The 21,053-nt window shown below is 50.9% G+C and carries 17 protein-coding genes and 1 pseudogene; 9 read left to right on the forward strand and 9 right to left on the reverse strand.

The features are described 5' to 3' along the window. Nucleotides 1-114 precede the first annotated feature (114 nt). From IQ265_RS06200 to IQ265_RS06215, 4 genes are read right to left on the reverse strand one after another with little or no spacing between them, the layout of a single operon-like run. On the reverse strand, nt 115-1,860 hold the full coding sequence (locus IQ265_RS06200; protein ID WP_194051602.1) for an ABC-three component system protein: 1,746 nt from the start codon (nt 1,858-1,860) through the stop codon (nt 115-117). Then, on the reverse strand, nt 1,857-2,084 hold the full coding sequence (locus IQ265_RS06205; protein ID WP_194051603.1) for an ABC-three component system middle component 6: 228 nt from the start codon (nt 2,082-2,084) through the stop codon (nt 1,857-1,859). The genes IQ265_RS06200 and IQ265_RS06205 overlap by 4 nt, the downstream gene beginning before the upstream one ends. Further along, the gene (locus IQ265_RS06210; RefSeq protein ID WP_194051604.1) at nt 2,081-2,725 is read right to left on the reverse strand and encodes an ABC-three component system protein; all 645 of its coding nucleotides are present in this window, start codon (nt 2,723-2,725) and stop codon (nt 2,081-2,083) included. The genes IQ265_RS06205 and IQ265_RS06210 overlap by 4 nt, the downstream gene beginning before the upstream one ends. Nucleotides 2,726-2,730: 5 nt before the next feature. Beyond that, nucleotides 2,731-3,426: a hypothetical protein gene (locus IQ265_RS06215; RefSeq protein ID WP_194051605.1), complete on the reverse strand. Its 696-nt coding sequence runs from the start codon at nt 3,424-3,426 to the stop codon at nt 2,731-2,733. Between the two features lie 504 nt (nt 3,427-3,930). On the opposite strand from IQ265_RS06215, the gene IQ265_RS06220 reads away from it, so the two are divergent. After that, nucleotides 3,931-5,400, forward strand: a complete 1,470-nt coding sequence (locus IQ265_RS06220; protein WP_194051606.1) for a multicopper oxidase family protein — start codon at nt 3,931-3,933, stop codon at nt 5,398-5,400. A gap of 190 nt (nt 5,401-5,590) precedes the next feature. On the opposite strand, the gene IQ265_RS06225 is transcribed toward IQ265_RS06220, so the two are convergent. Further along, the gene (locus IQ265_RS06225) at nt 5,591-6,268 is read right to left on the reverse strand and encodes a DUF305 domain-containing protein (protein ID WP_194051607.1); all 678 of its coding nucleotides are present in this window, start codon (nt 6,266-6,268) and stop codon (nt 5,591-5,593) included. 211 nt (nt 6,269-6,479) lie between these two features. Between IQ265_RS06225 and IQ265_RS06230 the strand changes: the two genes are divergently transcribed. From IQ265_RS06230 to IQ265_RS06245, 4 genes are all read left to right on the forward strand, one after another. Beyond that, the gene (locus IQ265_RS06230) at nt 6,480-6,848 is read left to right on the forward strand and encodes a four-helix bundle copper-binding protein (protein ID WP_194051608.1); all 369 of its coding nucleotides are present in this window, start codon (nt 6,480-6,482) and stop codon (nt 6,846-6,848) included. A gap of 219 nt (nt 6,849-7,067) precedes the next feature. After that, on the forward strand, nt 7,068-7,262 hold the full coding sequence (locus IQ265_RS06235; protein WP_073607387.1) for a heavy-metal-associated domain-containing protein: 195 nt from the start codon (nt 7,068-7,070) through the stop codon (nt 7,260-7,262). A 57-nt stretch (nt 7,263-7,319) separates the two neighbouring features. Next, nucleotides 7,320-9,572 (forward strand): heavy metal translocating P-type ATPase, encoded by a 2,253-nt coding sequence (locus IQ265_RS06240; RefSeq protein ID WP_194051609.1) that lies wholly within the window; start codon nt 7,320-7,322, stop codon nt 9,570-9,572. A gap of 203 nt (nt 9,573-9,775) precedes the next feature. Beyond that, nucleotides 9,776-10,744 carry a cupredoxin domain-containing protein gene (locus tag IQ265_RS06245; protein ID WP_194051610.1) on the forward strand — a complete coding sequence of 323 codons (969 nt, stop codon included), beginning with the start codon at nt 9,776-9,778 and terminating at the stop codon, nt 10,742-10,744. A 193-nt stretch (nt 10,745-10,937) separates the two neighbouring features. Here IQ265_RS06245 and IQ265_RS06250 read toward each other — a convergent pair whose 3' ends face one another. After that, the gene (locus tag IQ265_RS06250) at nt 10,938-11,813 is read right to left on the reverse strand and encodes a GIY-YIG nuclease family protein (RefSeq protein ID WP_194051612.1); all 876 of its coding nucleotides are present in this window, start codon (nt 11,811-11,813) and stop codon (nt 10,938-10,940) included. Nucleotides 11,814-12,135: 322 nt separating this feature from the next. Here IQ265_RS06250 and IQ265_RS28525 point away from each other — a divergent pair. From IQ265_RS28525 to IQ265_RS06265, 4 genes and pseudogenes are all read left to right on the forward strand, one after another. Further along, nucleotides 12,136-12,255, forward strand: a pseudogene (locus tag IQ265_RS28525) (IS5/IS1182 family transposase); the annotation flags it as partial. Between the two features lie 199 nt (nt 12,256-12,454). Then, nucleotides 12,455-13,147 (forward strand): two-component system response regulator RppA, encoded by a 693-nt coding sequence (gene rppA / locus IQ265_RS06255; RefSeq protein WP_194051965.1) that lies wholly within the window; start codon nt 12,455-12,457, stop codon nt 13,145-13,147. Next, nucleotides 13,116-14,486 carry a two-component system sensor histidine kinase RppB gene (gene rppB, locus IQ265_RS06260; RefSeq protein WP_194051614.1) on the forward strand — a complete coding sequence of 457 codons (1,371 nt, stop codon included), beginning with the start codon at nt 13,116-13,118 and terminating at the stop codon, nt 14,484-14,486. Before rppA ends, rppB begins: the two co-directional genes overlap by 32 nt. Nucleotides 14,487-15,192: 706 nt before the next feature. After that, nucleotides 15,193-16,674 (forward strand): iron uptake porin, encoded by a 1,482-nt coding sequence (locus tag IQ265_RS06265; protein WP_194051616.1) that lies wholly within the window; start codon nt 15,193-15,195, stop codon nt 16,672-16,674. A gap of 784 nt (nt 16,675-17,458) precedes the next feature. Here IQ265_RS06265 and IQ265_RS06270 read toward each other — a convergent pair. From IQ265_RS06270 to IQ265_RS06280, 3 genes are all read right to left on the reverse strand, one after another. Next, on the reverse strand, nt 17,459-19,387 hold the full coding sequence (locus IQ265_RS06270; protein ID WP_228037631.1) for a copper-translocating P-type ATPase: 1,929 nt from the start codon (nt 19,385-19,387) through the stop codon (nt 17,459-17,461). 358 nt (nt 19,388-19,745) lie between these two features. Next, nucleotides 19,746-20,195, reverse strand: a complete 450-nt coding sequence (locus IQ265_RS06275) for a DUF305 domain-containing protein (RefSeq protein ID WP_194051966.1) — start codon at nt 20,193-20,195, stop codon at nt 19,746-19,748. 96 nt (nt 20,196-20,291) lie between these two features. Then, nucleotides 20,292-20,621, reverse strand: coding sequence for a four-helix bundle copper-binding protein (locus tag IQ265_RS06280; protein ID WP_194051620.1), 330 nt, complete (start codon nt 20,619-20,621; stop codon nt 20,292-20,294). Nucleotides 20,622-21,053: the final 432 nt, after the last annotated feature.

The following is a 21,053-nucleotide window of genomic DNA, read 5'->3' on the forward strand; positions in this document are numbered from 1 at the left end:
TTTCTCTAACGGTGAAATTGTGCAGCGGCGAGCAACCTCAAACCCTTACCGACAGCCTCTATGCCGTCCGCATTAACGCAGTGTTGGCCTGTACGCTGAATTCGTGAATCAGTATCAGAAGTCTATACCGAGAAGGTTTCCGCCCTCATCGTCAGTTAACCTGAGCCTTATAAAAGAATCAAAATCAAATTCAGATGAGAACTCTGTTGACGGAACCATATCTGAATTGAAGGTGCAGATATATTTGAACCCAAGCCGTTCTGATTCTCTGGCTGCCAATTCAAGGGCTAAAGCAACCTGCCGCTCATCGACACCATCAAAAATAGTACTATCGTGAATGAGAATGTGGGGTGATGGTTCTCGTTGCGCCCACAATTGAGCAAGCATCAAGTCGTAGCAAAAGATTTTCATTTTACCGATTCCCTCACTACGATCTCTTTCAATTTCGACATTAAATTGAAATCCGCTTGAACCGACGTTTATTGCAAGTGTCCCTGGAGCATCATAGAGGGCCTGTGAATTTGAGTTGAATAGTGCAATGGCCCGCTCAGCCTGAGTGTATCTCTCGTCATAATCTCGGCGTGCTTTTTGCTGTAAAAGTTCTCTTTCTATCCGAAGAGAACTTTTTCCTTCTTCCACTTTTCTTAGTTCATCAATACGCTTATTTATGTCGTTAAGGTTAGAACGCGTTTCCAAATACAATTCTTGGAGTCTAGTGTATTCTTCCAAAGCACCATGAGTCTGTAAAATCTCAAGTCTTTCGGCTCGTTGCTCGGTTTTTCTTTGAATTAACTGATCTAGATCAGCAATAGTTCGCCTAAGACGCTGAATTTCCGTCAGCAGAAATTCCCGCCTATTTTCGATGATCTGATGATGAAAAGCTTCTACTTCCTCAAGACGACGAACAACCAAACCTGGAAGCTCAATGCCAGCACTCTCATATATTTTAAATAAGTCACTTTGATTTGGTTCGTTTTCCTGCTCAACGCTAGATTGATAAAATGTCAAAAGTTGACGATTGAATATATTCTCATTTGTGATTTCATGTATCCCAGAAGTAAGAGAGTTAGCCTCTTTTTGAAGCTCATTATACTGGGGATGCACACGAAAATTGCTCAAATCTTCCTGGCGTCTTTGCAGTTGTTGCTCGATCCTGACTCGAGCAGCTTCCAGTTCTCCGAGTGAACCCAAGATTCCTATCGAAATGCCACCTTGACCAGACTTCTTCAACTTCTTAAGATTATCTAACAGTTTCCCCTCTTCTTTAATCTTCTGAAAATCGCTGGCATCTTCCCAAGCAAACCCTATCAAAAAAGTATTAAGAACTTGTTTTTGCCATTCCGGTTGTTTTCTAAAGAATTCAAAAGGTGTGGAAAATGCATCTTTTCCCGGACGAATAAAGTAAGAAATCAGCCCACGAAAATTAGGAGTAAACTGTCTTTCTTCATCGATTGGTAAGCCAAAAGTTAAATATCCAAGCAACTTTTTCCATTCTTCTAATCTATAGAACTTCTCACCTTCTTCTGTTCTTGGCTGAATCGCCCAATTGCTAGTATCACCCTGCAAATAAATTTTGGCAGGTTCATCAATACTTCTTTCAACGATAACGTTGCGCCCTGCCAAAGTTAAATTTAGACCAAAAGACCATCCTCTCAAGCTTGATACTCTTAGCCCTGTACCTTTTCGTGGACTCGAACCCAAACAAAAATGAATAATTTCAATAAGAGTTGATTTTCCTAAACCGTTACGCGAGTCTCTGGAACTAGAAGTATCTGTACGATCAGCCAATATCAAATTGAATCCACATGTGAATTCAACTGGTTTAAAAGAATCTTTATTTGCAAAAACAGAATTAATCATCGGTGACGTTTGTAAATCAAACCTTCCTCTAGTTCAATAGCCCCAATCATATAAAGCAGATCAAGCACTAAAATAAAGCGCTCAAACGTAGCAACTTCTGAAATTTTTGATAAATCGCTCCAAAGAGAAGTTACTGTTCGAGGTTGATTCAGATGCTCTATAAGAATAGCACCAACACCTAACAATGAGTTGCTGGTTGAAATGTACTTATCAGGTAATATCATGGCTCAAAAACGTCGCAAGTTTCAAAGAAATAACATAAAACTGCTAAGCCTGCCAATTGACGTGAGGGATTCGGATTGTTCTGGTGTGAAAAATCATAAAGACGATTAAATAACTCATCTCCTCGAACGCCTTCGCTACGTAGCTTTTTATATTCATTGCTTAAAGCGGCTTTAAGCCTTTCTGGAACATCAGGAAAGTAGATTTTTGCATTTTTCTCGATAAAGTCACGCACCTCGCCTGCCTTGGCTAAGCCCATGCTTAAAGCAAATTTGATCTCGTGAGTCAAATCATTTTTAGACATTTTTTCTTCAGGATTAGTAGGCTTAAAAGTACCTTGCTCATCTAAAGAATTTGGCTTCTGATTCAAAAGCGCTGTAATCACAAATGTAATATCATCATAAGCAATATTGGCCATTGCCAAAGCAGAACTTTTTTGAGTATGAGAGGCCGACTCAAGACTTTCTAAATCCAGTTGGCAGTTTTTCATTTCTTCTCTGAGTTCAGAAATTTGAGTTCTTAGTTTGCTTTTAGCTTGTGGATCACTCTCATCAATCAAGCTTTGCTCGCACTCGCCAAGAAGTTTTACAGTTTTTAGCAATCTTTCCTCAAGATTAGACTTCCTTTCCTCACGCCAGTCCATACAATCTAATTATCCCTAGTAAACTTCGACTTTAATCCTTTCCATGCTTCTTTAAGGTTGACTCCAGTTCCTAATCCTAATTCTCCTTCATAGGCGAGAATAAAAGGAATAATTGGAATTGAGACCTTCAATGCGTGCTTTACATCAATTTCTGGTGAATTAATTATTTCAGCAATAATTACATTTTCTTCCGGTAAATCTAGCTCTTTTTCCTGTGATGCTTTTATCATCTGCCTAGCCTCTTCCAGCATCAAGCATACGTTTTTTTCTGGGATGAGATCTTCATCTATGGCTTCTATAAATGCTTTTGCTTTTATAAGTTCAATTTGATCTAATTTTTGCGCAAGAGGAGAGAGAAAGCCCTGTTCTTTAGGGCTGAAATGAACCATTAACGCCTGAAAAAGGTGCTCTTGGCTTTCTAAAAGAAGATCGATTTTGTCGTCAATTATCTGAAGCTGGCTTGAAAGAGATTGAGCTCGATCTGGGTACTCACTTTCCAGTTGAACTTGCAGATCTGAAAATTCTTCCTCGTATTTTTCTTTCTGCTGTTTTAAGCTTTCAATACGGCGGCGGTACTTGCTTTTTCTGCCAGGATCATCTTCGTCGAGTAGTTCTTTTTCATACTCATTTAGCAATTGTAAGACCTGGCTAATATTGCCTTCCAATTGCTTTAGTCTTAGAGCCAAAGTCGAGGAAATCATAGATATTTATCTATAAGAAAAATAGCTTTAACCTTAGATTTGGGTCACTGAGTTGTTTATAGCACACCAAGCCAGTTGCGGCTCTCTACGTCAGTGGTCAATAAGGATATCGATAATTTCTCCACTGCTAAGGCAAAGTCACTAAGCGGGCTAACTATGCATTCAACTTCATATCTGACAGATAACACCCCTGAACACCGCAGTTATCCGTCAGATGTGATGGTTAATTCTGGCGATGTAAGAGGTTATCCGTTAAAAACGCTGGATACATTCCCTCTGCCAGGCTTATCCGACACCTAACGCCCTCCCACAGGCTTATATCTCGCTTGAGCTTGTCTTAAAAGAGAACGCGAAGTTTTGTTTGTGAACTTATCTACACCCCCTTGACACTCCAGCACACTGGAATCTCTAGCATAGACTCATCAAGTATTTCACCCCCTGTCACGCTGCATTGACAGGCATTTCAACCAATCATTACCCTCCCCCAGGGAAAAGGAAAAGACTATGGATCGTCGTCATTTTATCGCCCTCGGAGCCGCTGGTGTCAGCAGTGCGGCAACCCTCCACTGGCTCAGGAATCGATCTCTAGCCCAGGGGCTTGCTGCGACCGCTGCTACCCCCCTCTACACCAGCCAAAACGGCCTGCTAGAGGTCGATTTGACCGCTGCGGTGAGACCAGTACAGGTCGGTGATCGCACCGCTAACCTACTCAGCTACAACGGCCAAAGCCCCGGCCCCCGGCTAGAAGCCCGCCCTGGCGATACCGTCCGCATTCGGCTGCACAACCAGCTCGATCAGCCCACCAACTTGCACTACCACGGGTTGCACATCACCCCCCAGGGCACAGGCGATAACGTGTTTGTCAGCACGGCACCGGGCGAAACCTTCGCCTACGAATTCACCATTCCTGCCGATCATCCTGCTGGCACCTTTTGGTATCACCCCCATCACCACCACCACGCGGCAGAACAACTCTTTGGTGGCTTGGCGGGTCTATTCGTTATTCGGGGCGCTTTGGATGAGATCCCGGCAGTGAAGGCCGCCCAGGAAGAGTTCATTGTCCTCAAAGACTATGAGATTGACCGGGCTGGCAATCCCCCTGCGCCTAACCACATGGCGCTAATGATGGGGCGAGAAGGGTCGCTGGTCACAGTGAATGGTCGGGTCAACCCCAGCTTGAGCCTTCCCCAAGGCGGCTTGCTACGGCTGCGATTGCTAAATGCGTCGGCCTCCCGCTTCTATCGGTTGCAGCTTGAGGGGCATCCGTTTCAGTTGATCGCGACGGATGGGGGTGCGATCGCATCCCCCATACAACTTCAGGAACTCCTTTTGGCTCCTGGCGAACGGGCCGAAGTGCTCGTCCAGGGCAACCAACAACCGGGCGCATATCGCCTGCTCAACCTGCCCTACAACCGTAACGGTATAGGCATGGGCATGATGGGCGGCGGCCATGGCATGGGCGGCATGATGCACGGTAGCAGTAGCTCCTCCGGTGACGCGCAACCCCTAGCCACCCTGACCTATAGCGGTTCTGTCGCAGCGCTACCGTTACCCCAACAGTTGGGTACCGTGGCAACTTTACCTGAACCAACCATTACCCGCCGCATTGAGCTGTCGATGACGATGGGCCACGGCATGAATATGGAGTTTTGGTTTAACGGCAAACCCTACGACGAAAAGCGGATCGATATCGAAGCCAAACTGGGCACTGTGGAAGAGTGGGAACTAGTCAACGTTGACCCTGACCTAATGGATCACCCCTTCCATCTGCACGTCAATCCGTTTCAGGTCATCAGCCGCAATGGGCAGCCTGAACCCTATCGCGCCTGGAAGGATACGGTGCTGGTGAAGGGCAGTGAAACGGTACGGATTCGCGTTCCTTTCCGCACCTTTGTGGGCAAGACGGTTTACCACTGCCACATCCTCGACCACGAAGACCTGGGTATGATGGGCAATATTCAAATCACTGCTTAGAACGTCGGTACACCAACCCGATTTCTCCGTACAAAGGCAGCCTAGGTCGTTAGAGCGGCGGCGAAGAAACCTTTCTTTTCCCTAATCGGTAATCTAGCGACCGATTTCTAGTCAAAAAATCGGCCCCCGATGCGCCTTGATGAAGAGGCATTGGGGGCCTTGTTCTTTGGGATGGGCGATCGCCCTCTTCCTACTGCCCGTACCAGTCTTGCCGCCACTGGGTCATCTGGTCAATCTCGACCTGCTGGCTAGCGATGATGGCTTCCGCCAACTCCTGGATTTCAGGACGACTACTCTTGGCTAGCGCCTCTTGCGCCATAGTCAGTGCCCCCTCATGGTGAGGAATCATGGCGTTGATAAAGCGCAGGTCGTACTCATCATCGGCAGTGCCTAGATCCACGTCCATCATCATGGCCGACATCATATCTGCACTCATGGGCATCATGTGGCCCATTTCAGCGTTATACATGACCGGTTCTGCCGAGGCGTCAGGATACCAGCCTTCCCGCCACGCCTGCATTTCGGCAATCTCGGTTTGCTGAGCGGCAATGATATCGCTGGCTAGGGTTTGAATTTCGGGACGGGTAGAAGCTTGTTGAGCATCTTCTGCCATCACCACAGCGCCCTGGTGATGCATGATCATGGCGTCAATAAAGCGCAAGTCAAAACTCTCGTCAGCGGGGCCAAGATCCATGCTGCCATGATCCATCATGCCGCCACTCTCCATCTGGCCCATGCCACCGTGATCCATCTGGGCGGTTTCTTCGGTGGATGGCTCAACTGCCGCGTCTCGGGAATTAGCGCAGGCGGGCAGGCCGACAGCAGCAGTGAGACTGAGCAGGGCGATTGCAGCTAGTTTCAACGTCATTTCAATACCTCAATCATCTGCGCAGTTTGTATTTAGCTATATAAAAGTGTGCCAAGCAAAAATGAAATCAGGATGAAATTTGAGCCGCTGACGGTATGAGATATCGAATTTGGCAATCTCTCTCAATAGCTAGATTTGGTGATTTTCAGTCTCTCTTTAAGCTAGAGAAGACTGAAATGATCAGGATCTTGAACATCTAGAGAGGTTGATTATGCCTATTCAAACCCTCAAATTACATAACGTAAATGATGAGATGCAGCAGTGCATTCAGACCTGCCTCGATTGCCACAGCCTGTGTCTCAACACCATTACCTACTGCCTAGAGCAGGGTGGTCACCACGCCGCGCCGTCCCACATTCGCCTGATGATGGACTGCGTGGAGAGCTGCCAAACCAGCGCCAATTTCCTGCTGCGCGGCTCTGACCTACATGCTCATTTTTGCGGGGCCTGCGCGGAGGTGTGCGATCGCTGCGCCCAAGATTGTGCCAGCATGGGCAACGATGCCCAAATGCAGGCCTGCGCCGAGATGTGCCGCCGCTGTGCAGAAACCTGCCGCCTCATGAGCATGGCAATGGCTTAATCCACGCTGGCTTGGAGCTTGTCAATGTGGCACAGATACAAGCTCATAAAAACTGACAGCTAACGTAATGAGGGGCATAGTCTTTATGCCCCTCATTGTCGTTTCAAGACTTAATAAAAAGAATAATCAACCGCTTCACAAATTGTTTGGCTTATCCCCTTGACTCTCCAGCGCACTGGAAGCTCCAAGATAGACTCATACAGCATTTAGAGGTTTGTTATGTCCCTTTCATTTACCGTTCCTAACCTGGCCTGTTCCTCCTGTGTCAAGGCTGTCACCCAAGCCATTCAAACAATTGACAGCACCGCCCAGGTCAACGCCGATTCCAAAACCAAGCAGGTCAACGTTACCACCATCGCCACCGAGACCGTCATTAAGCAGGCCATTATCGACGCTGGCTATACCGTTGCCTAGCGCTGCCGTTCAGTCATTGATTCTGACCAGCCATTGATCCCGATAAGGAGGATATCGATGCAAAACCAACTTTTAAAGCTGCGAGGCATGAGCTGTGCCGCCTGTGCCAGCACCATTGAAGACGCCATTCGCAGCGTGCCTGGTGTAGAAGCGTGCAGCGTCAACTTTGGTGCAGAACAAGCCGCTGTCACCTACGACCCCCACCAGACCAACCTCACCTACATCCAGGCGGCGGTGGATGACGCGGGATACACCGCCCAACCCCTCAGCGACGACCCACTGACCGCCGAAGACGATGCTGAACGGAGAGAACGAGAGACTGAAAACCGCCAGCTCACCCGCAAGGCTGTGTTTAGCCTGGTGATTGGAGGCATCTTAGTGGTCGGCTCGCTGCCGATGATGCTGGGCCTACCGATTCCGTTTATTCCCATGTGGCTGCACAACCCCTGGTTTCAGCTGGTGCTGACCACGCCCGTGTTGTTCTGGGCCGGGAATTCCTTTTTCATCAACGCCTGGAAAGCCCTCAAGCGCCACTCGGCCAGCATGGATACGCTGGTGGCGGTGGGCACCGGCACCGCCTTTCTCTACTCGCTGTTTCCCACGGTTTACCCCCAGTGGTTTATTGACCAAGGCCTCAACCCAGACGTGTATTTTGAAGCCGCTGCGGTGATTGTTGCGCTGATTTTGCTGGGTCGCCTGCTAGAGAACCGGGCCAAGGGGCAGACTTCGGAAGCGATTCGGAAGCTGATGGGCTTGCAGGCCAAAACCGCGCGAGTGATTCGTCAGGGCCAGGCGTTCGACATTCCCATTGCCGAGGTGGTGCTGGGCGACGTGATTTTGGTGCGGCCTGGGGAAAAAATTCCGGTCGATGGCCAAATCGTCGATGGCGCGTCTACCCTCGATGAGGCCATGGTGACGGGCGAAAGTGTGCCCGTGCAGAAAACCGTCGGCGACGAGGTGATTGGGGCCACGCTGAATAAAACCGGCAGCTTCAAGTTTCGCGCCACTCGGGTGGGCAAAGACACCTTCTTGGCGCAGATCGTCAAGCTGGTGCAGCAGGCCCAGGGGTCGAAGGCCCCAATTCAAAAACTGGCTGACCAGGTGACGTCCTGGTTTGTGCCAGCGGTGATTGCGATCGCCATTCTCACCTTCATCGTCTGGTACAACGTCATGGGCAACGTGACGATGGCGCTAATAACTACCGTGGGCGTGCTGATTATTGCCTGCCCCTGTGCCCTGGGTTTGGCGACGCCGACCTCGATCATGGTGGGCACCGGCAAAGGGGCTGAAAACGGCATTTTGATTAAAGGGGCCGACAGCCTAGAGCTGGCCCACAACATTCAGGCGATCGTGCTCGATAAGACCGGCACCATCACCCAGGGCAAGCCGACGGTGACCGATTACCTGACCGTCAACGGCACCGCCACCGAGCTGCACCTGCTAAAACTGGCCGGTTCACTGGAACGTAACTCTGAGCACCCCCTGGCCGAAGCGGTAGTCAACTACGCCCAATCGCAAGGGGTGACTCTAGAAGATCCCCAGGCCTTTGAAGCGGTGGCGGGCAGCGGTGTCCAGGGGTCTGTAGCGGGCCAAAGGGTGCAGATTGGCACCCACCGCTGGATGAATGAACTCGGCATCGCCACCGATCACCTGCAACAAAAGGGAGAATACACCGAATCCTTGGGTCGCACCGTGGTCTGGCTAGCGGTCGATGGCCAAGTCGAAGCCATTCTCGGTATTGCCGATGCGGTCAAACCCTCCTCGGCTGCCGCCATCGCCACTCTGCAACGCATGGGTCTGGAGGTGGTCATGCTGACCGGCGACAACCGCCGCACCGCCGAGGCGATCGCCCGCGAAGTGGGCATTGCCCGCGTCTTTGCCGAGGTGCGCCCCGACCAAAAAGCCGCCCAGGTCGAAAGCCTGCAACGGGAAGGCAAGGTCGTGGCGATGGTAGGCGACGGCATCAACGATGCCCCCGCCCTAGCCCAGGCGGATGTGGGTATGGCAATTGGCACGGGGACGGATGTAGCGATCGCCGCCAGCGACATCACCTTGATCTCCGGCGACCTGCACGGCATTGTCACCGCCATTCAGCTCTCCCGCGCCACCATGGCCAACATTCGCCAAAACCTGTTCTTCGCCTTCATCTACAACGTCGCGGGCATCCCGATTGCGGCGGGCATTCTCTACCCCATCTTTGGCTGGCTGCTCAGCCCCATCATTGCTGGGGCAGCGATGGCCTTTAGCTCGGTGTCAGTGGTGACGAATGCGCTGCGGTTGCGGAACTTTCGCCCCAAGCTGCAAGGGTGATGGAGTGACGGGGGGATGAGGTGGTCGAGTCATCGAGAACACAAAACTCTCTTGCTCCCCCCCTACTTCCCGTCCTTCACTTCTCATAAAAAGGACTCCTCCCATGATCCACTCTTCTTCCTTTGCCCTACTTACCGGATTCGGTTTTTTACTGGGCGCACTGTCAGGACTTGTTGTTAACGCCATTGCCTAGGAGCATCCCTATGAAATTCATGCATATTCCCCTTACCACTTTTGCCAGTCTGAGCCTCGCCCTCACTCTCGCCAGCGGCACCTCCGCCCAGGTCAACCACGACGCCATGACCGATCACGCTGTCGAGCCAACTGGGCAGTTCCAGCGCATTGAGCAACCGCTGTGGTCGAGAGCCGCCGTTACCGGGGCGGGCCTCAGCCTGATCGGCCTTGAGCTGTGGTGGTTCTTGCTTAGCAAGCCCAAGTCTCGCACAGCCACCACTACTGGCGGCGTGCAAGAGGTGGCTGTCACCGTCGATGGTGGCTACGACCCCAGCCACATCGTGGTGCAGGCCGGGCAGCCGGTGCGGCTCAACTTCTACCGCAAAGACCCCAGCAGCTGCCTCGAAGAAGTGCGCTTTCCTGATTTTCGCATTGCCCAGGCGCTGCCGATGAACCAGACCACGGCGATTGAGTTTACCCCCACCCAGCCTGGTCGCTACGAGTTTGCCTGCGGCATGAATATGTTTCGCGGCACCGTCGAAGTGGTGGCCGAGGACGGAGACGCAGTTCCCCCTGTAGCTACAACCACAGCAGAACCTACCGACCATCAGCACCATCCTTCAGGAGTACCCACGGCAGTTCCCGTTCCATCGTCAGAGACAGGGGAGGCGACTCTCACCCCTGAGGGCATTCAAACGGCCATGGTAACGGCAGCGAAGGGCTACCAACCGAACCGCATTATTGTCGAAGCGGGTCGGCCCGTGCGGCTCGACTTCAGACGTGATACTCCCAGCAGCTGCTATGCCCAACTGCTGATTCCTGAATTCGGTATTGCGGTGGATCTACCCGAAGGCAAAACCATTCCAGTGGAATTCACGCCTACACAACCCGGCGAGTACGAGTTTATGTGCGGCATGAAGATGAACTTCGGCACCATTGAGGTGCGCTCTGGAGTAGGATTCCTCAATGGCAAAACTCCTGTCCATGCTTCTGCTTAATCAAAGGAAATTGTTAGAGGACGTTTGGAAAGTCCTGTTTCTTGTAGAAAAAGTGATCCTCCCCCCTGCTCCACTGTTCGCGGGGGACAGAGGGGAGGCTCAGCAAGTTACTAAAGCTACAGCGAATCGCTCTTCAGTGACCTCTTACAAGTAAGACTAAGCAACCTTAGTTCGAGATAGACTCAAACACCAATCAAGGGCCTGGCAACTCTGACATAAGTTGCAAAATTGGTTGTAAGTCTTGCGCTCGGTAGTGGAGATACTTTTCACTTCTGAGAAGATATTTTTCATTGTCGCGGTCCACTAAGACAAGGGAATTCATATTCTTTAAAGCTAAAATATTTTGGCTGGCAACTTCTGCAAGGAACAGGTCATCCTTACAATTCCTTATTTGGGCTATAAACCTAGGGCAAGTCACGAATTCATAAATTATATTTTCAAATATAAAAACGGGGATAAGGGCGGGTTTTTCTTCGGCTTCATTTTCATTGTAATCAGCTTCATAAATTTTCCAAATTCCCTTTAAATTTTCACCCCTTCTGCTCCAGGATTTATTGTAAGAATTAAGAATTGGGCCGTCATGATCATTGACAGTAACAGCCATAACAATACAGAAAAATTTCTTTAAGTAGCCCGCTTCATCTTCATCAATTTCTGTGTAATACCCAACAACGAGAGACCTCACGTCAGGGAAAAGTGCAGTCTTCTTGTTGATGACCTTAAGTAAGCGACTTATTTCTTCACTTGGCTTTCTGGATTTTTTGGCATATGTTTTAACTCGACTGTAGTTGAGGTGTGGCTTGAAAAGATTAATATACTTCTGCTCTTGTTCCTTCAATTGACTAATTGGAAATACTTGCCAACAGATTTTGTATTGTTTTTTATTGTTTGTACGACTGATTTGCTGATATCTATGATGACTCTTGCCATTCCAGCGAACCTTGATGTTAACGGATAGCCCCACATACCAGACCTCATCTTCTGCATCCACTACTACATAGATGCCAGGCTGGGCAGGTAAATTCGCGCGGTCTTTCAGTGAAAGAATTGGCCAAGATTTCCATTCCATAATTGCTTTCGGAAAGTACAGGCTAAGTTCGCAGAAACTAAAAATCTTTAGAGGGCGTTTGAAAAGTCGGCTGAGTAGTAAAAAAGCTCACACGGTCTAGGCTGAGATTACTAAAGCTACAGCCCCGCTAGAGCCATGAGTAAAGCCTACACCAGCAATTTGACCCGTGGCCAGTTTGAGTTGATTGAACCCTTACTGTCAAAGGCAAAGCTAGGAGGGCGACCCCACACGGTTTGTCTGTGGGGGGTGCTCACGCAATTTTCTATCTGGTCTCTCAAGGGTTTAGTTGGCGGGATTTGCCCAGTGACTTTCCAGCTTGTACACCTTTGGCTGGTGGCGTTGGTCCTGTCGCCTGGTTCAGGATTATGAGCAGCTTCCTGAAAACGCCGAAGCTATGCTCCAAATTGCCATGATCTGCATCATGCTCAGGCGCTTGGCATAATTCGCTACACCCTACCCCTTTTCAAACGCTCTCTTAAAGAGCCGGGTTTCTTTTTTTTAGTGTCCTTTCACCTAGTGGAGTAGCAATTATGCCGTGATTAATTTCATTGTGGTTTCATTATCAGGTGGTATTTTCTTGAAGCGACGTGGTGCAGCTACTCGCTGCGATCGCGTCTTCCGGTAGCCTGAGCAACTATACAATGCGTATTTTGTTGGTTGAAGACGAGCCCGACCTGGGACGCGCGATTAAGCGCACGCTGACCCAAGAAGCCTATGTGGTGGATTGGGTGCAGTCTGGGGATGAAGCCTTGACCTATCTGGGAAGTAGCAATGTGACCTATGGGCTGGGTGTGTTGGACTGGATGCTGCCAGGACGAACGGGGCTCGAAATCTGTCGCTGGCTGCGATCGCAGCAAAATGCGCTGCCGGTGCTGATGTTGACCGCCAACGATCGTATCGAAGATCGCATTGCGGGGCTCGATGCCGGAGCCGATGACTACCTGGTCAAACCCTTCAGCATGGATGAACTGCTGGCTCGACTGCGGGCTTTGAGACGCCGCCCCGCTGATTTTAGGCCAGCTCAAATTCAGGTGGGGCCACTAACGCTAGATTGTGATCGCAGAATTGCCCTGCTGCACAGCGACACCGCCGCTGAGCAGACGATCGAGCTGACCCAGAAAGAATTTCAGCTCCTGCAATATCTAATGGAGCACCCCGACCAAATTCTCACCCAAGAGCAGGTGCTCAACCAGCTGTGGGAATTTGGCTCTGAACCGATCAGCAATGTAGTAGCGGCCCAAGTGCGGCTGCTGCGCCGTAAGCTGGGGCAGTATGGCTATGACTCTATGATCGAAACTGTCTATGGCATGGGATACCGGTTCAAAGCTGAATAGACTGTTTCGTCGCAGCCGCTGGCAGCTCACTGGCTGGTATACGGGCGTGATGGCCGTTGTCTTGGCGATCAGTGCCCTGGGCATGTATGAGGCGATCGCCCACGCCCATCGGGTCGCCGCCGATCGCGAGCTCAAGTCAGTCGCTGAAGCCGTTCACGACAACCTAGAGAAATCGCTCACGGCCAAAGGTCAGATTGAGAGCGGTTCCCCTGAGCTGCTGCCGAGCCTTTGCCTAACCGGAGATCCCTGCCTGGCCCCCTTTGAGCACAGCCAGAACCACTCTCACCCCGGTGACCTATACTCCGGCAATTACTACATCCGGGTGCTAAGCACCGATGGAACATTAGTTGCGATCGCTGGCGACTATCCCCAAGGACTATCCAGCCCTGATGTTTCTTCCTCTTGGCAAAGTCTGCGCGATGGGTCGGGTCACTCTTACCGCCAAATTATTCTGCCCCTGTATGCTCTCGATGACCAGCAGCTGGTGGGCCGGGTCGTGGTGGGCCGTTCCATGAAAGACTTTGCCGCCTACCTTGACACAGTTCGCTGGAATATGGCCTTAGGTTTACCGCTGGCGCTGGCGCTGATTGCGGCGGCGGGGTGGTGGCTGGCGGGGGTGGCGCTAGAGCCGGTGCAAATGTCTTACCGCAACATTCAGCAGTTCACGGCAGATGCCGCCCACGAACTGAGAACCCCCCTAGCTGCGGTTCAGGCCACCACCGAGTCAGTGATTCGGCTGCCAGACATCTCAGATGCCGAGGCGCGCGATACGCTCCAGGTGATTGCTCGCCAAAACCATCGCCTAGTTAGCTTAGTCAGCGATTTGCTGCTCTTATCCCGGCTCGATATCCAAACCTCAACGCCCGGCCTGGCATGCTGCCTGCAAGACATCCTGAGCGATATTGATGAAGAAATGGCGGCGTTGTTTATGGCAAAGGGCATTGGCCTAGTACTCGATCAGCCTGCAACCCCGCCCCTGGTAGTGATTGGTCATGCAGAGCAGCTTTACCGCCTGGTGCTGAATGTGGTCAGCAATGCTTTGCAGCACACCCCTGCCAATGGCAAGGTCACCATCCGCCTTAAAGCAGTAGATAAGCACGCCCTGATTACGGTAGAAGATACTGGGGTGGGCATTCACCCTGATGATCAAGCCCGGATTTTTGATCGCTTTTACCGCATTGAAAAAGATCGGTCTCGCCAGAGCGGCGGAGCGGGGCTGGGGTTGTCAATTGCGTTGGCGATCGCCCAGACCCACGGCGGCAGTATTTACGTTAAGAGCGCCGTCTCTAAGGGCAGCACTTTTACCATTAAGCTCCCGCTCGTGGCACTGGTTCGTTAAGAGAAGATGCATCGAAACCTTCTGATACAAAGGATATGCTGACTTTCTGGGTGAATAAAGGGTAAGAGCAAAGACCTATTGCTATTGCCGGAGTTATCCGCTTCCTTAATCTTTATTGTAGTCTCACCTAACTATAGATGTTCCACTGGACATCCAAGATATGCTACAAGCCCGCCTGAGTCTTGCCATAGAAATTCGACGCCGATAATACATACTGCACCGCCGTTTCAGAGCCGCATTTTGAGATCCCCTCTTGTAAGTCTCACGCCCACATTATGATTTGTAGACCTTTTTATCATGTATCTCCACGGTGCTAAACGAATATTCTTCTGAAGGCTTTATAGCAAGATTCATAATTATGGTATTACATACAACCCTTGCTGGATGAAGGTTTCAGGGTTTTTGGCGTGCTCCATATTTATGAAAACCGCTATATATAGGTTCTTAATGTCTTGTTAATCCGTTAATTCAACCTTTACTAGACACTCAGCTATTTTCCAAGTGGCTCTCATCTTACCGCCGCAGATTTCCTATATGTTTCTGTTACGTCATCGGAAGGCTCTATGCCACCGACGCTATAGCAAGATTCATAATTATGGCAGTACATACAACCCTTGCTGGATGAAGGTTTCAGGGTTTTTGGCGTGCTCCATATTTATGAAAACCGCTATATCCAGTTTTATCCAGTGTGAGGAGATATTCCCGAATGACCAAACTAATGTGGCAATTTTTGCTAGCGGTGCCTGCTGTCTGGGGTGCTGCTGTAGCTGTTTCTGGTACGGCTGTCGCTGCTGATTCGGCCTCCGTTCAGGTGAACAGCTTTAACCAAGACTCGATTCAACTGGCTCAAATTACCAGCGTGTCGGATCTGACCGATGTGCTGCCCTCCGACTGGGCCTTCCAGTCGCTGCAAAGCCTGGTAGAGAACTACGGTTGTATTCAGGGTTACCCTGACCGCACCTTCCGTGGTCAACGCAGCCTCACGCGCTTCGAGTTCGCCGCTGGCCTGAACTCCTGCTTAGATGTCATTGCCACCTTAATCGCTCAGTCGGGCATCAACCCCGACGATCTGGCTACCATCCGTCGCCTGCAAGAAGAGTTCCAGGCTGAACTGGCCACCCTGCGCGGTCGCGTTGATACCCTCGAAGCTGAAACTGCTACCCTACGCGCCCAGCAGTTTTCCACTACCACCAAGCTGCGTGGTCAGGTTGATTTCCACCTAATTACCCCCTTCGACACCCTAGATGGCCGGGGAGCAGCCAGCGAAACCAGCACCAGCGTTGCAGCCCGCGCTCGTCTGAACTTTGACTCTAGCTTCACCGGCAGAGATCGTCTGCGGATTCGTCTACAGGCCGGTGACGGTAATGCCCTGACGGCCTTTGGGGGATTACAAAATGCCCGAGGTGCAGACTACAACGTCACCGTAGACGACTTTTTCTACAGGTTTCCGGTGGGTAATCGGATCAACGTCACCGTTGCGGCCCGTGGCCTGGCTGGCGACGACTGGGTAACGAGCACCATCGTCCCATTCGATGGGGTTTCGGTAGCGCAAGCCGGTGAACCTGCATTTTATAATCTAGCTGGCAGCAGCAGCAATGGCGCTGGCGTTGGCGTCAACATCAACCTGACAGACACTATCGTGTTTGATGCTGGCTACACGGCGGGCAATCCTGGGGCGACTCAGCCCAATGTGGGTGTGTTTGCTGCCGCTAACCAAAGCTACATTGGCCAGCTCAGCTATCTGGGCGAAGGCTTCTTGCAGGCGGGTGTGGCCTACCTCCACAGCGATCGCTCCAATACCTTCGCGCTCAACAATACGGGGGTCGCTGCCGCCGCTGGTGCTATCGATACCTTTGCTGGGTTGCTTAACCTCGACTTTGGCCGGTTCTTCATTGCCGGTCACGGTGCCTATAGCACCTTCAACGGGGGTAACGATTTCAGCTGGAATGCTGGCGTCGGCCTCAACGACTTCCTAATGGAAGGATCTCAGCTAGCTGTCTATGGTGGCCAATTGCCTCAGCTGGTTGGGCGCAGCGAGAATCCCTTCTTAATTGAGGGCTACTACGACATTCCCTTCAACAAGTTCCTGACCATTACCCCTGCAATTATCTACGGCGATGCTAACCAAGTTGCCTTTACCGATAATTCTGCGCTCTGGGGTGCCCTGCGAGCCACCTTCCGGTTCTAAGTTGAGAGGTTAGCGATTTTAGCTACCTAATTTCGCCAAGTACAAAAAAGCCTTGCTTCTGTGGCAAGGCTTTTTTGCTGACTTAGACCTCTCCCTGGGCTTCGCTCCAGATGCCCTTCAGCAGCCATTGCTTGCCTAATCCATCACACAGTCACTCACAACCTAAGCGGTGCCCAGCGCTCACCCACCGTTGCTATAGACAACATGGAGATTCATTATGATGGCGTTGCTGAATGAGGGTATGAATTTGTCTGATTACAAATGAGGCTCTAGGCATCACAGCCCACGGTTCATACCTATGATCAGCAACGTCCATTACGACTTCTCAAATTGCAGTCGCTCCAGCAGCAGTTTGCGCTGGGGTTGCTTCCAGTGGTTAGGAAGAGACCTGGTCTCCTGACGTAGGCGGCGACTGCCGGGGGTGCTGGTTCACTCTTTACCTGTCCCTGCACCCCTCGGGCGTTAAGCGCTTGAACTAAATGAGGGTAAAGACTATATCCTAATGGCTTGGGCACTCTAGACGATGGCCTGGCTCAGGAATGGCCTTAGGGTTACCCCCGGCGCTAGCGCTGATTGTGACGGTGGGGTGGTAGCTAGCACGGGTGGCGCTGGAGCCGGTGCAAAGTCATACCGCATCGAGAAAGCTCGCTCACTCCAGAGCAGCGGAGCTGGGCTGGGGCTGGGCGAGCGCCGGTCCTACGGCGGCAGCGTTCACGCTAAGAGCGCCGTCTCTAAGGGCAGCGCCTCTATCATTAAACGCCCCCTCGCCAGTGCGGGCATGCCTCTAGGCCAGCTTCGCCCGTCGCAGCAGCACCGCGTTAATCGCCACAATCACCGTCGAAAGGCTCATCAGTAAGGCACCCACCGCTGGGGACAGCAAAATGTCCCAGGCGGATAGCACCCCCGCCGCCAGGGGAATAGCCAGAACGTTGTAGCCTGTGGCCCAAAACAGGTTTTGGATCATCTTGCGGTAGGTCTTTTTGGCCAAAACCAGCGCCTTGACGGCATCCAGCGGATCATCGTTGATCAGCACCAGGTCAGCTGACTCGATCGCCACGTTCGTCCCGGCCCCAATCGCCAGCCCCATCGTGGCCTCTAACAACGCTGCCGCATCGTTGACGCCGTCACCTACAAATGCGGTGGGAGCTTCTTGTTTCAGTTCCTTAATGCGGTCGACTTTGTCTTCTGGCAGCACGCGGGCGTAGTAGCGATCAATGCCCAAATCCTCAGCCACCGCCTGAGCCACTGCCTCAGCATCGCCGGTAATCATCACCGACTGAATACCCATCTGGTGCAGGCGATCAACGGTGGTACGGGCGCTATCGCGTACCCGGTCAGCCATCGAAATCACTGCAATAGGGCGATCGCTCGTCATCAGCACCACGGCACTTTCGCCCCGTTCATCAGCCCTGGTTAAAGCTGTTTGTAGCGCTTGGGGCCAGGATAGATTTTGCTCTTGCACCCATTCTGGCCGACCCACCCGGTAGGTCTGCCCGTTCACCCGGCCTTCTACCCCGCGTCCGGTGATGGTTTGAAAATTGCTCATGGGGGGCAGGTTAAGCTGGCGCTGGTGGGCCGAGTCAACAATGGCTTTGGCCAGGGGATGTTCAGAGGGGTTTTCGAGGGCGGCGGCGATCACCAGAGCCTCATTTTCTGGCATGCCTTCTACCGCAACCTGCTGCACTCCAAACTTACCTTGGGTCAGCGTTCCGGTCTTGTCAAAGGCCATGATTTTGATATCTTTGGCCCGCTCCATCGAGTCGCGATTGCGTACCAAAATGCCGTTTCGGGCGGCTAGTCCGGTCGAGTTGGCAATCACCAGGGGAATAGCCAGCCCTAGCGCGTGGGGGCAGGTAATCACCAGCACCGTCACCGCTCGGTTGATGGCAAACACCAGGTCGCTCAGGGTGAGCCAGACAATGAAGGTCAGAGTGCCCGCCGCGATCGCAATCAGGGTGAGCCAGTAGGCTACCTTGTCAGCCAACACCTGATAGCGGCTGCGCGACGACTGCGCGTCTTCCACTAGGCGCATAATCTGGCTAATCGCCGTGTCTTTGCCCACCCGCGTGACGTTGACCTGCACAGAGCCATCGGTATTGATAGAGCCTGCCACCACCTCATCGCCCACCTGTTTATGTACCGGCCTCGACTCCCCGGTCAAAAACGACTCATTGACGCTGGTACTGCCCTCAATCACCTCGCCATCGTTGGGAATCTGTTCACCGGGGCGAATCAGAATGATGTCGCCCACCTGAATGTCGCTGGCGGGCACGTCGTCAATCTGGCCGTTGCGCATGCGGTGGGCTTCACTTGGCACCAGGGTCGAGAGTTCATCTAAAGCCCTACTTGCTCCCTGTACCGAGGCCATTTCAATCCAGTGGCCCAGCAGCATAATCACAATCAGCGTAGCCAGTTCCCAGTAGAAGGGCATGCCGTCTAGCCCTAGGGAAACTGCCAGGCTGTAGATAAAGGCCACCGTGATGGCCAAGGCAATCAGCGTCATCATGCCAATTTGGCTTTGCAGCTCGTGCCATGCCCCCAACAAAAAGGGCCAGCCCCCATAAAAGTAAAGGACAATGCCAAGGATGGGATTAATCCAGGTTGAGCCAGGGAACATCACCGCCTCGTAGCCCAGCCAGCCTTGAAGCTGCGGCGAAAAGTAAAGAATTGGCAGGGTTAATACCAGGGAGACCCAAAACCGCTGTTTGAACATCTCAGGGCTATGACCGGCATGTTTGTCATGGTTAGAATCAGCACCATGACTTGAAGTGGCATGATGCATCCTAGAGTGATCATGCTGTGTCGCGTGGTCGTGATCCATAGTCGCTCCCTTATTGACTTACGTGAGTACCAGGGGATTTGCCTGTAAGCCTTGTTTCTAAACGATCAGGAAAAACTAACGTCTAAGGCACTTGTAAGTAAGCTTGCAAGAGAAATATGAAATTAGAATGAAATGATTCCCGAGCAGCAACATATCTTATTTTCACTCAGCTTGATTTCTATCCAGATAAGTTCAAACCTAAGTATTAGCCGTGCAAAAACTCATACCTTGAGTTAAGTTTGACGCAGAGCTATTTACTTTGAAGATCTTTAATTAGCACCTTCATTTCATCAATCTCTCTGACTTGAGCCTCAATAATCTCTCCGGCAAGCTGCTGCACACGCGGGTCTGATAGATTAGCCCGCTCACTCGTTAAAATTGCAATTGAGTGGTGCGGAATCATTGCTTTCATCCAAGCGACATCCCCAACGGTAGCCTGGCTACGAACAAGCCATAACGATAGAAAAAATACTATAAAGCTGCCTGCGAAGATACTTATATTTACTTTTCGATTGCCGTACATGTTCAGCATAAAGCCGAGCATGATGCCAGCCATGACTGCTCCCATGAAGAGAGCCATATAGACCCGTGTTTCACTAAAGTAAATATGGTCTAGCTGGTAAATGTTCAAGTACATCAGCACAAACATCGCAACAGTCGATGTTGCTATCATCGCGGCAAATCTTCCATACTTTCCCATCGACATTTTTTCGCTTTTCATCGCCTTTTGAGTAGACATACCGTTTAATGCTCCTTACTAAGGTTTTTTCCAGTACTAAAGTTTTCTCCAGTTCACCTACTTACTAGCAATCTGACGATAAGTATTGGCTGCTGTACGACAAGCCTGAGCGCACTTTTTACAGTGCTCCATATTGTGCTTCTCGCACTCAGCTGCACAAGCATCACAAATCTCGGCGCAGGCATTTGCTAAAGGGGCAATAAAGTAGGAACCCCGTACCATAAAGGTCGCCAATGTGCGACAGCTATCGCCGGTATCTAGGCACATCCGAGCACATTTCACCATTTCTGCCTGCCCCATGCAGGCTTCAGCACAGTGCTCACATTGCACTACACAAGCCATGGCTTCATCAAAGCTAGATTGATATTGTTCGTGATTGAGAAGCATGATCGCTCTCCATTAACGTCTATTTGGTAGTAAGAATGTAGATAAAAGCATTTTAAGCTTCATCCCTCTAAGGGATGAAGCTTAATTTCTTACTGATTGAATAGGGTGATTTCATCCTGATTTCATAAGTTGATGGTAACGAAATCAGGCAATTACTTATTTTTTGTATTGTCTGTATTTTACTGGCATTTCATAGTTCAGTCGTAGCATGGCTATGAGAAACACTAAGTATTGTTTCGCTACCTTGACTCTACAGTTCACTAAAATGGTTCTGTCGCAAGCAAAAATTGCAGTGGAGTGTAAATTTTCTCTTCCCTATCAAGGCTTACACAGTGATGCCGAAGAGTGATGGATGCAGGAAATTTATGCAGATACACTATCTCTATTATCCCTTTTAACGTGTCCTTTACTTATCACTGCGCCCTGACTCTA

The organism is Nodosilinea sp. LEGE 06152, assembly GCF_015207525.1.
GTDB lineage: Bacteria > Cyanobacteriota > Cyanobacteriia > Phormidesmidales > Phormidesmidaceae > Nodosilinea.

Coding starts and splice junctions, on each gene's coding strand:
- IQ265_RS06235 (WP_073607387.1), top strand. CDS start 7,068: ATGTCCCTTTCATTTACCGTTCCTAACCTGGCCTGTTCCTCCTGTGTC.
- IQ265_RS06230 (WP_194051608.1), top strand. CDS start 6,480: ATGCCTATTCAAACCCTCAAATTACATAACGTAAATGATGAGATGCAG.
- IQ265_RS06270 (WP_228037631.1), bottom strand. CDS start 19,387: ATGTTCAAACAGCGGTTTTGGGTCTCCCTGGTATTAACCCTGCCAATT.
- rppA (WP_194051965.1), top strand. CDS start 12,455: ATGCGTATTTTGTTGGTTGAAGACGAGCCCGACCTGGGACGCGCGATT.
- IQ265_RS06250 (WP_194051612.1), bottom strand. CDS start 11,813: ATGGAATGGAAATCTTGGCCAATTCTTTCACTGAAAGACCGCGCGAAT.
- IQ265_RS06215 (WP_194051605.1), bottom strand. CDS start 3,426: ATGATTTCCTCGACTTTGGCTCTAAGACTAAAGCAATTGGAAGGCAAT.
- IQ265_RS06275 (WP_194051966.1), bottom strand. CDS start 20,195: ATGGGAAAGTATGGAAGATTTGCCGCGATGATAGCAACATCGACTGTT.
- IQ265_RS06205 (WP_194051603.1), bottom strand. CDS start 2,084: ATGATATTACCTGATAAGTACATTTCAACCAGCAACTCATTGTTAGGT.
- IQ265_RS06220 (WP_194051606.1), top strand. CDS start 3,931: ATGGATCGTCGTCATTTTATCGCCCTCGGAGCCGCTGGTGTCAGCAGT.
- IQ265_RS06225 (WP_194051607.1), bottom strand. CDS start 6,268: ATGACGTTGAAACTAGCTGCAATCGCCCTGCTCAGTCTCACTGCTGCT.
- IQ265_RS06245 (WP_194051610.1), top strand. CDS start 9,776: ATGAAATTCATGCATATTCCCCTTACCACTTTTGCCAGTCTGAGCCTC.
- IQ265_RS06210 (WP_194051604.1), bottom strand. CDS start 2,725: ATGGACTGGCGTGAGGAAAGGAAGTCTAATCTTGAGGAAAGATTGCTA.
- IQ265_RS06265 (WP_194051616.1), top strand. CDS start 15,193: ATGACCAAACTAATGTGGCAATTTTTGCTAGCGGTGCCTGCTGTCTGG.
- rppB (WP_194051614.1), top strand. CDS start 13,116: ATGGCATGGGATACCGGTTCAAAGCTGAATAGACTGTTTCGTCGCAGC.
- IQ265_RS06240 (WP_194051609.1), top strand. CDS start 7,320: ATGCAAAACCAACTTTTAAAGCTGCGAGGCATGAGCTGTGCCGCCTGT.
- IQ265_RS06200 (WP_194051602.1), bottom strand. CDS start 1,860: ATGATTAATTCTGTTTTTGCAAATAAAGATTCTTTTAAACCAGTTGAA.
- IQ265_RS06280 (WP_194051620.1), bottom strand. CDS start 20,621: ATGCTTCTCAATCACGAACAATATCAATCTAGCTTTGATGAAGCCATG.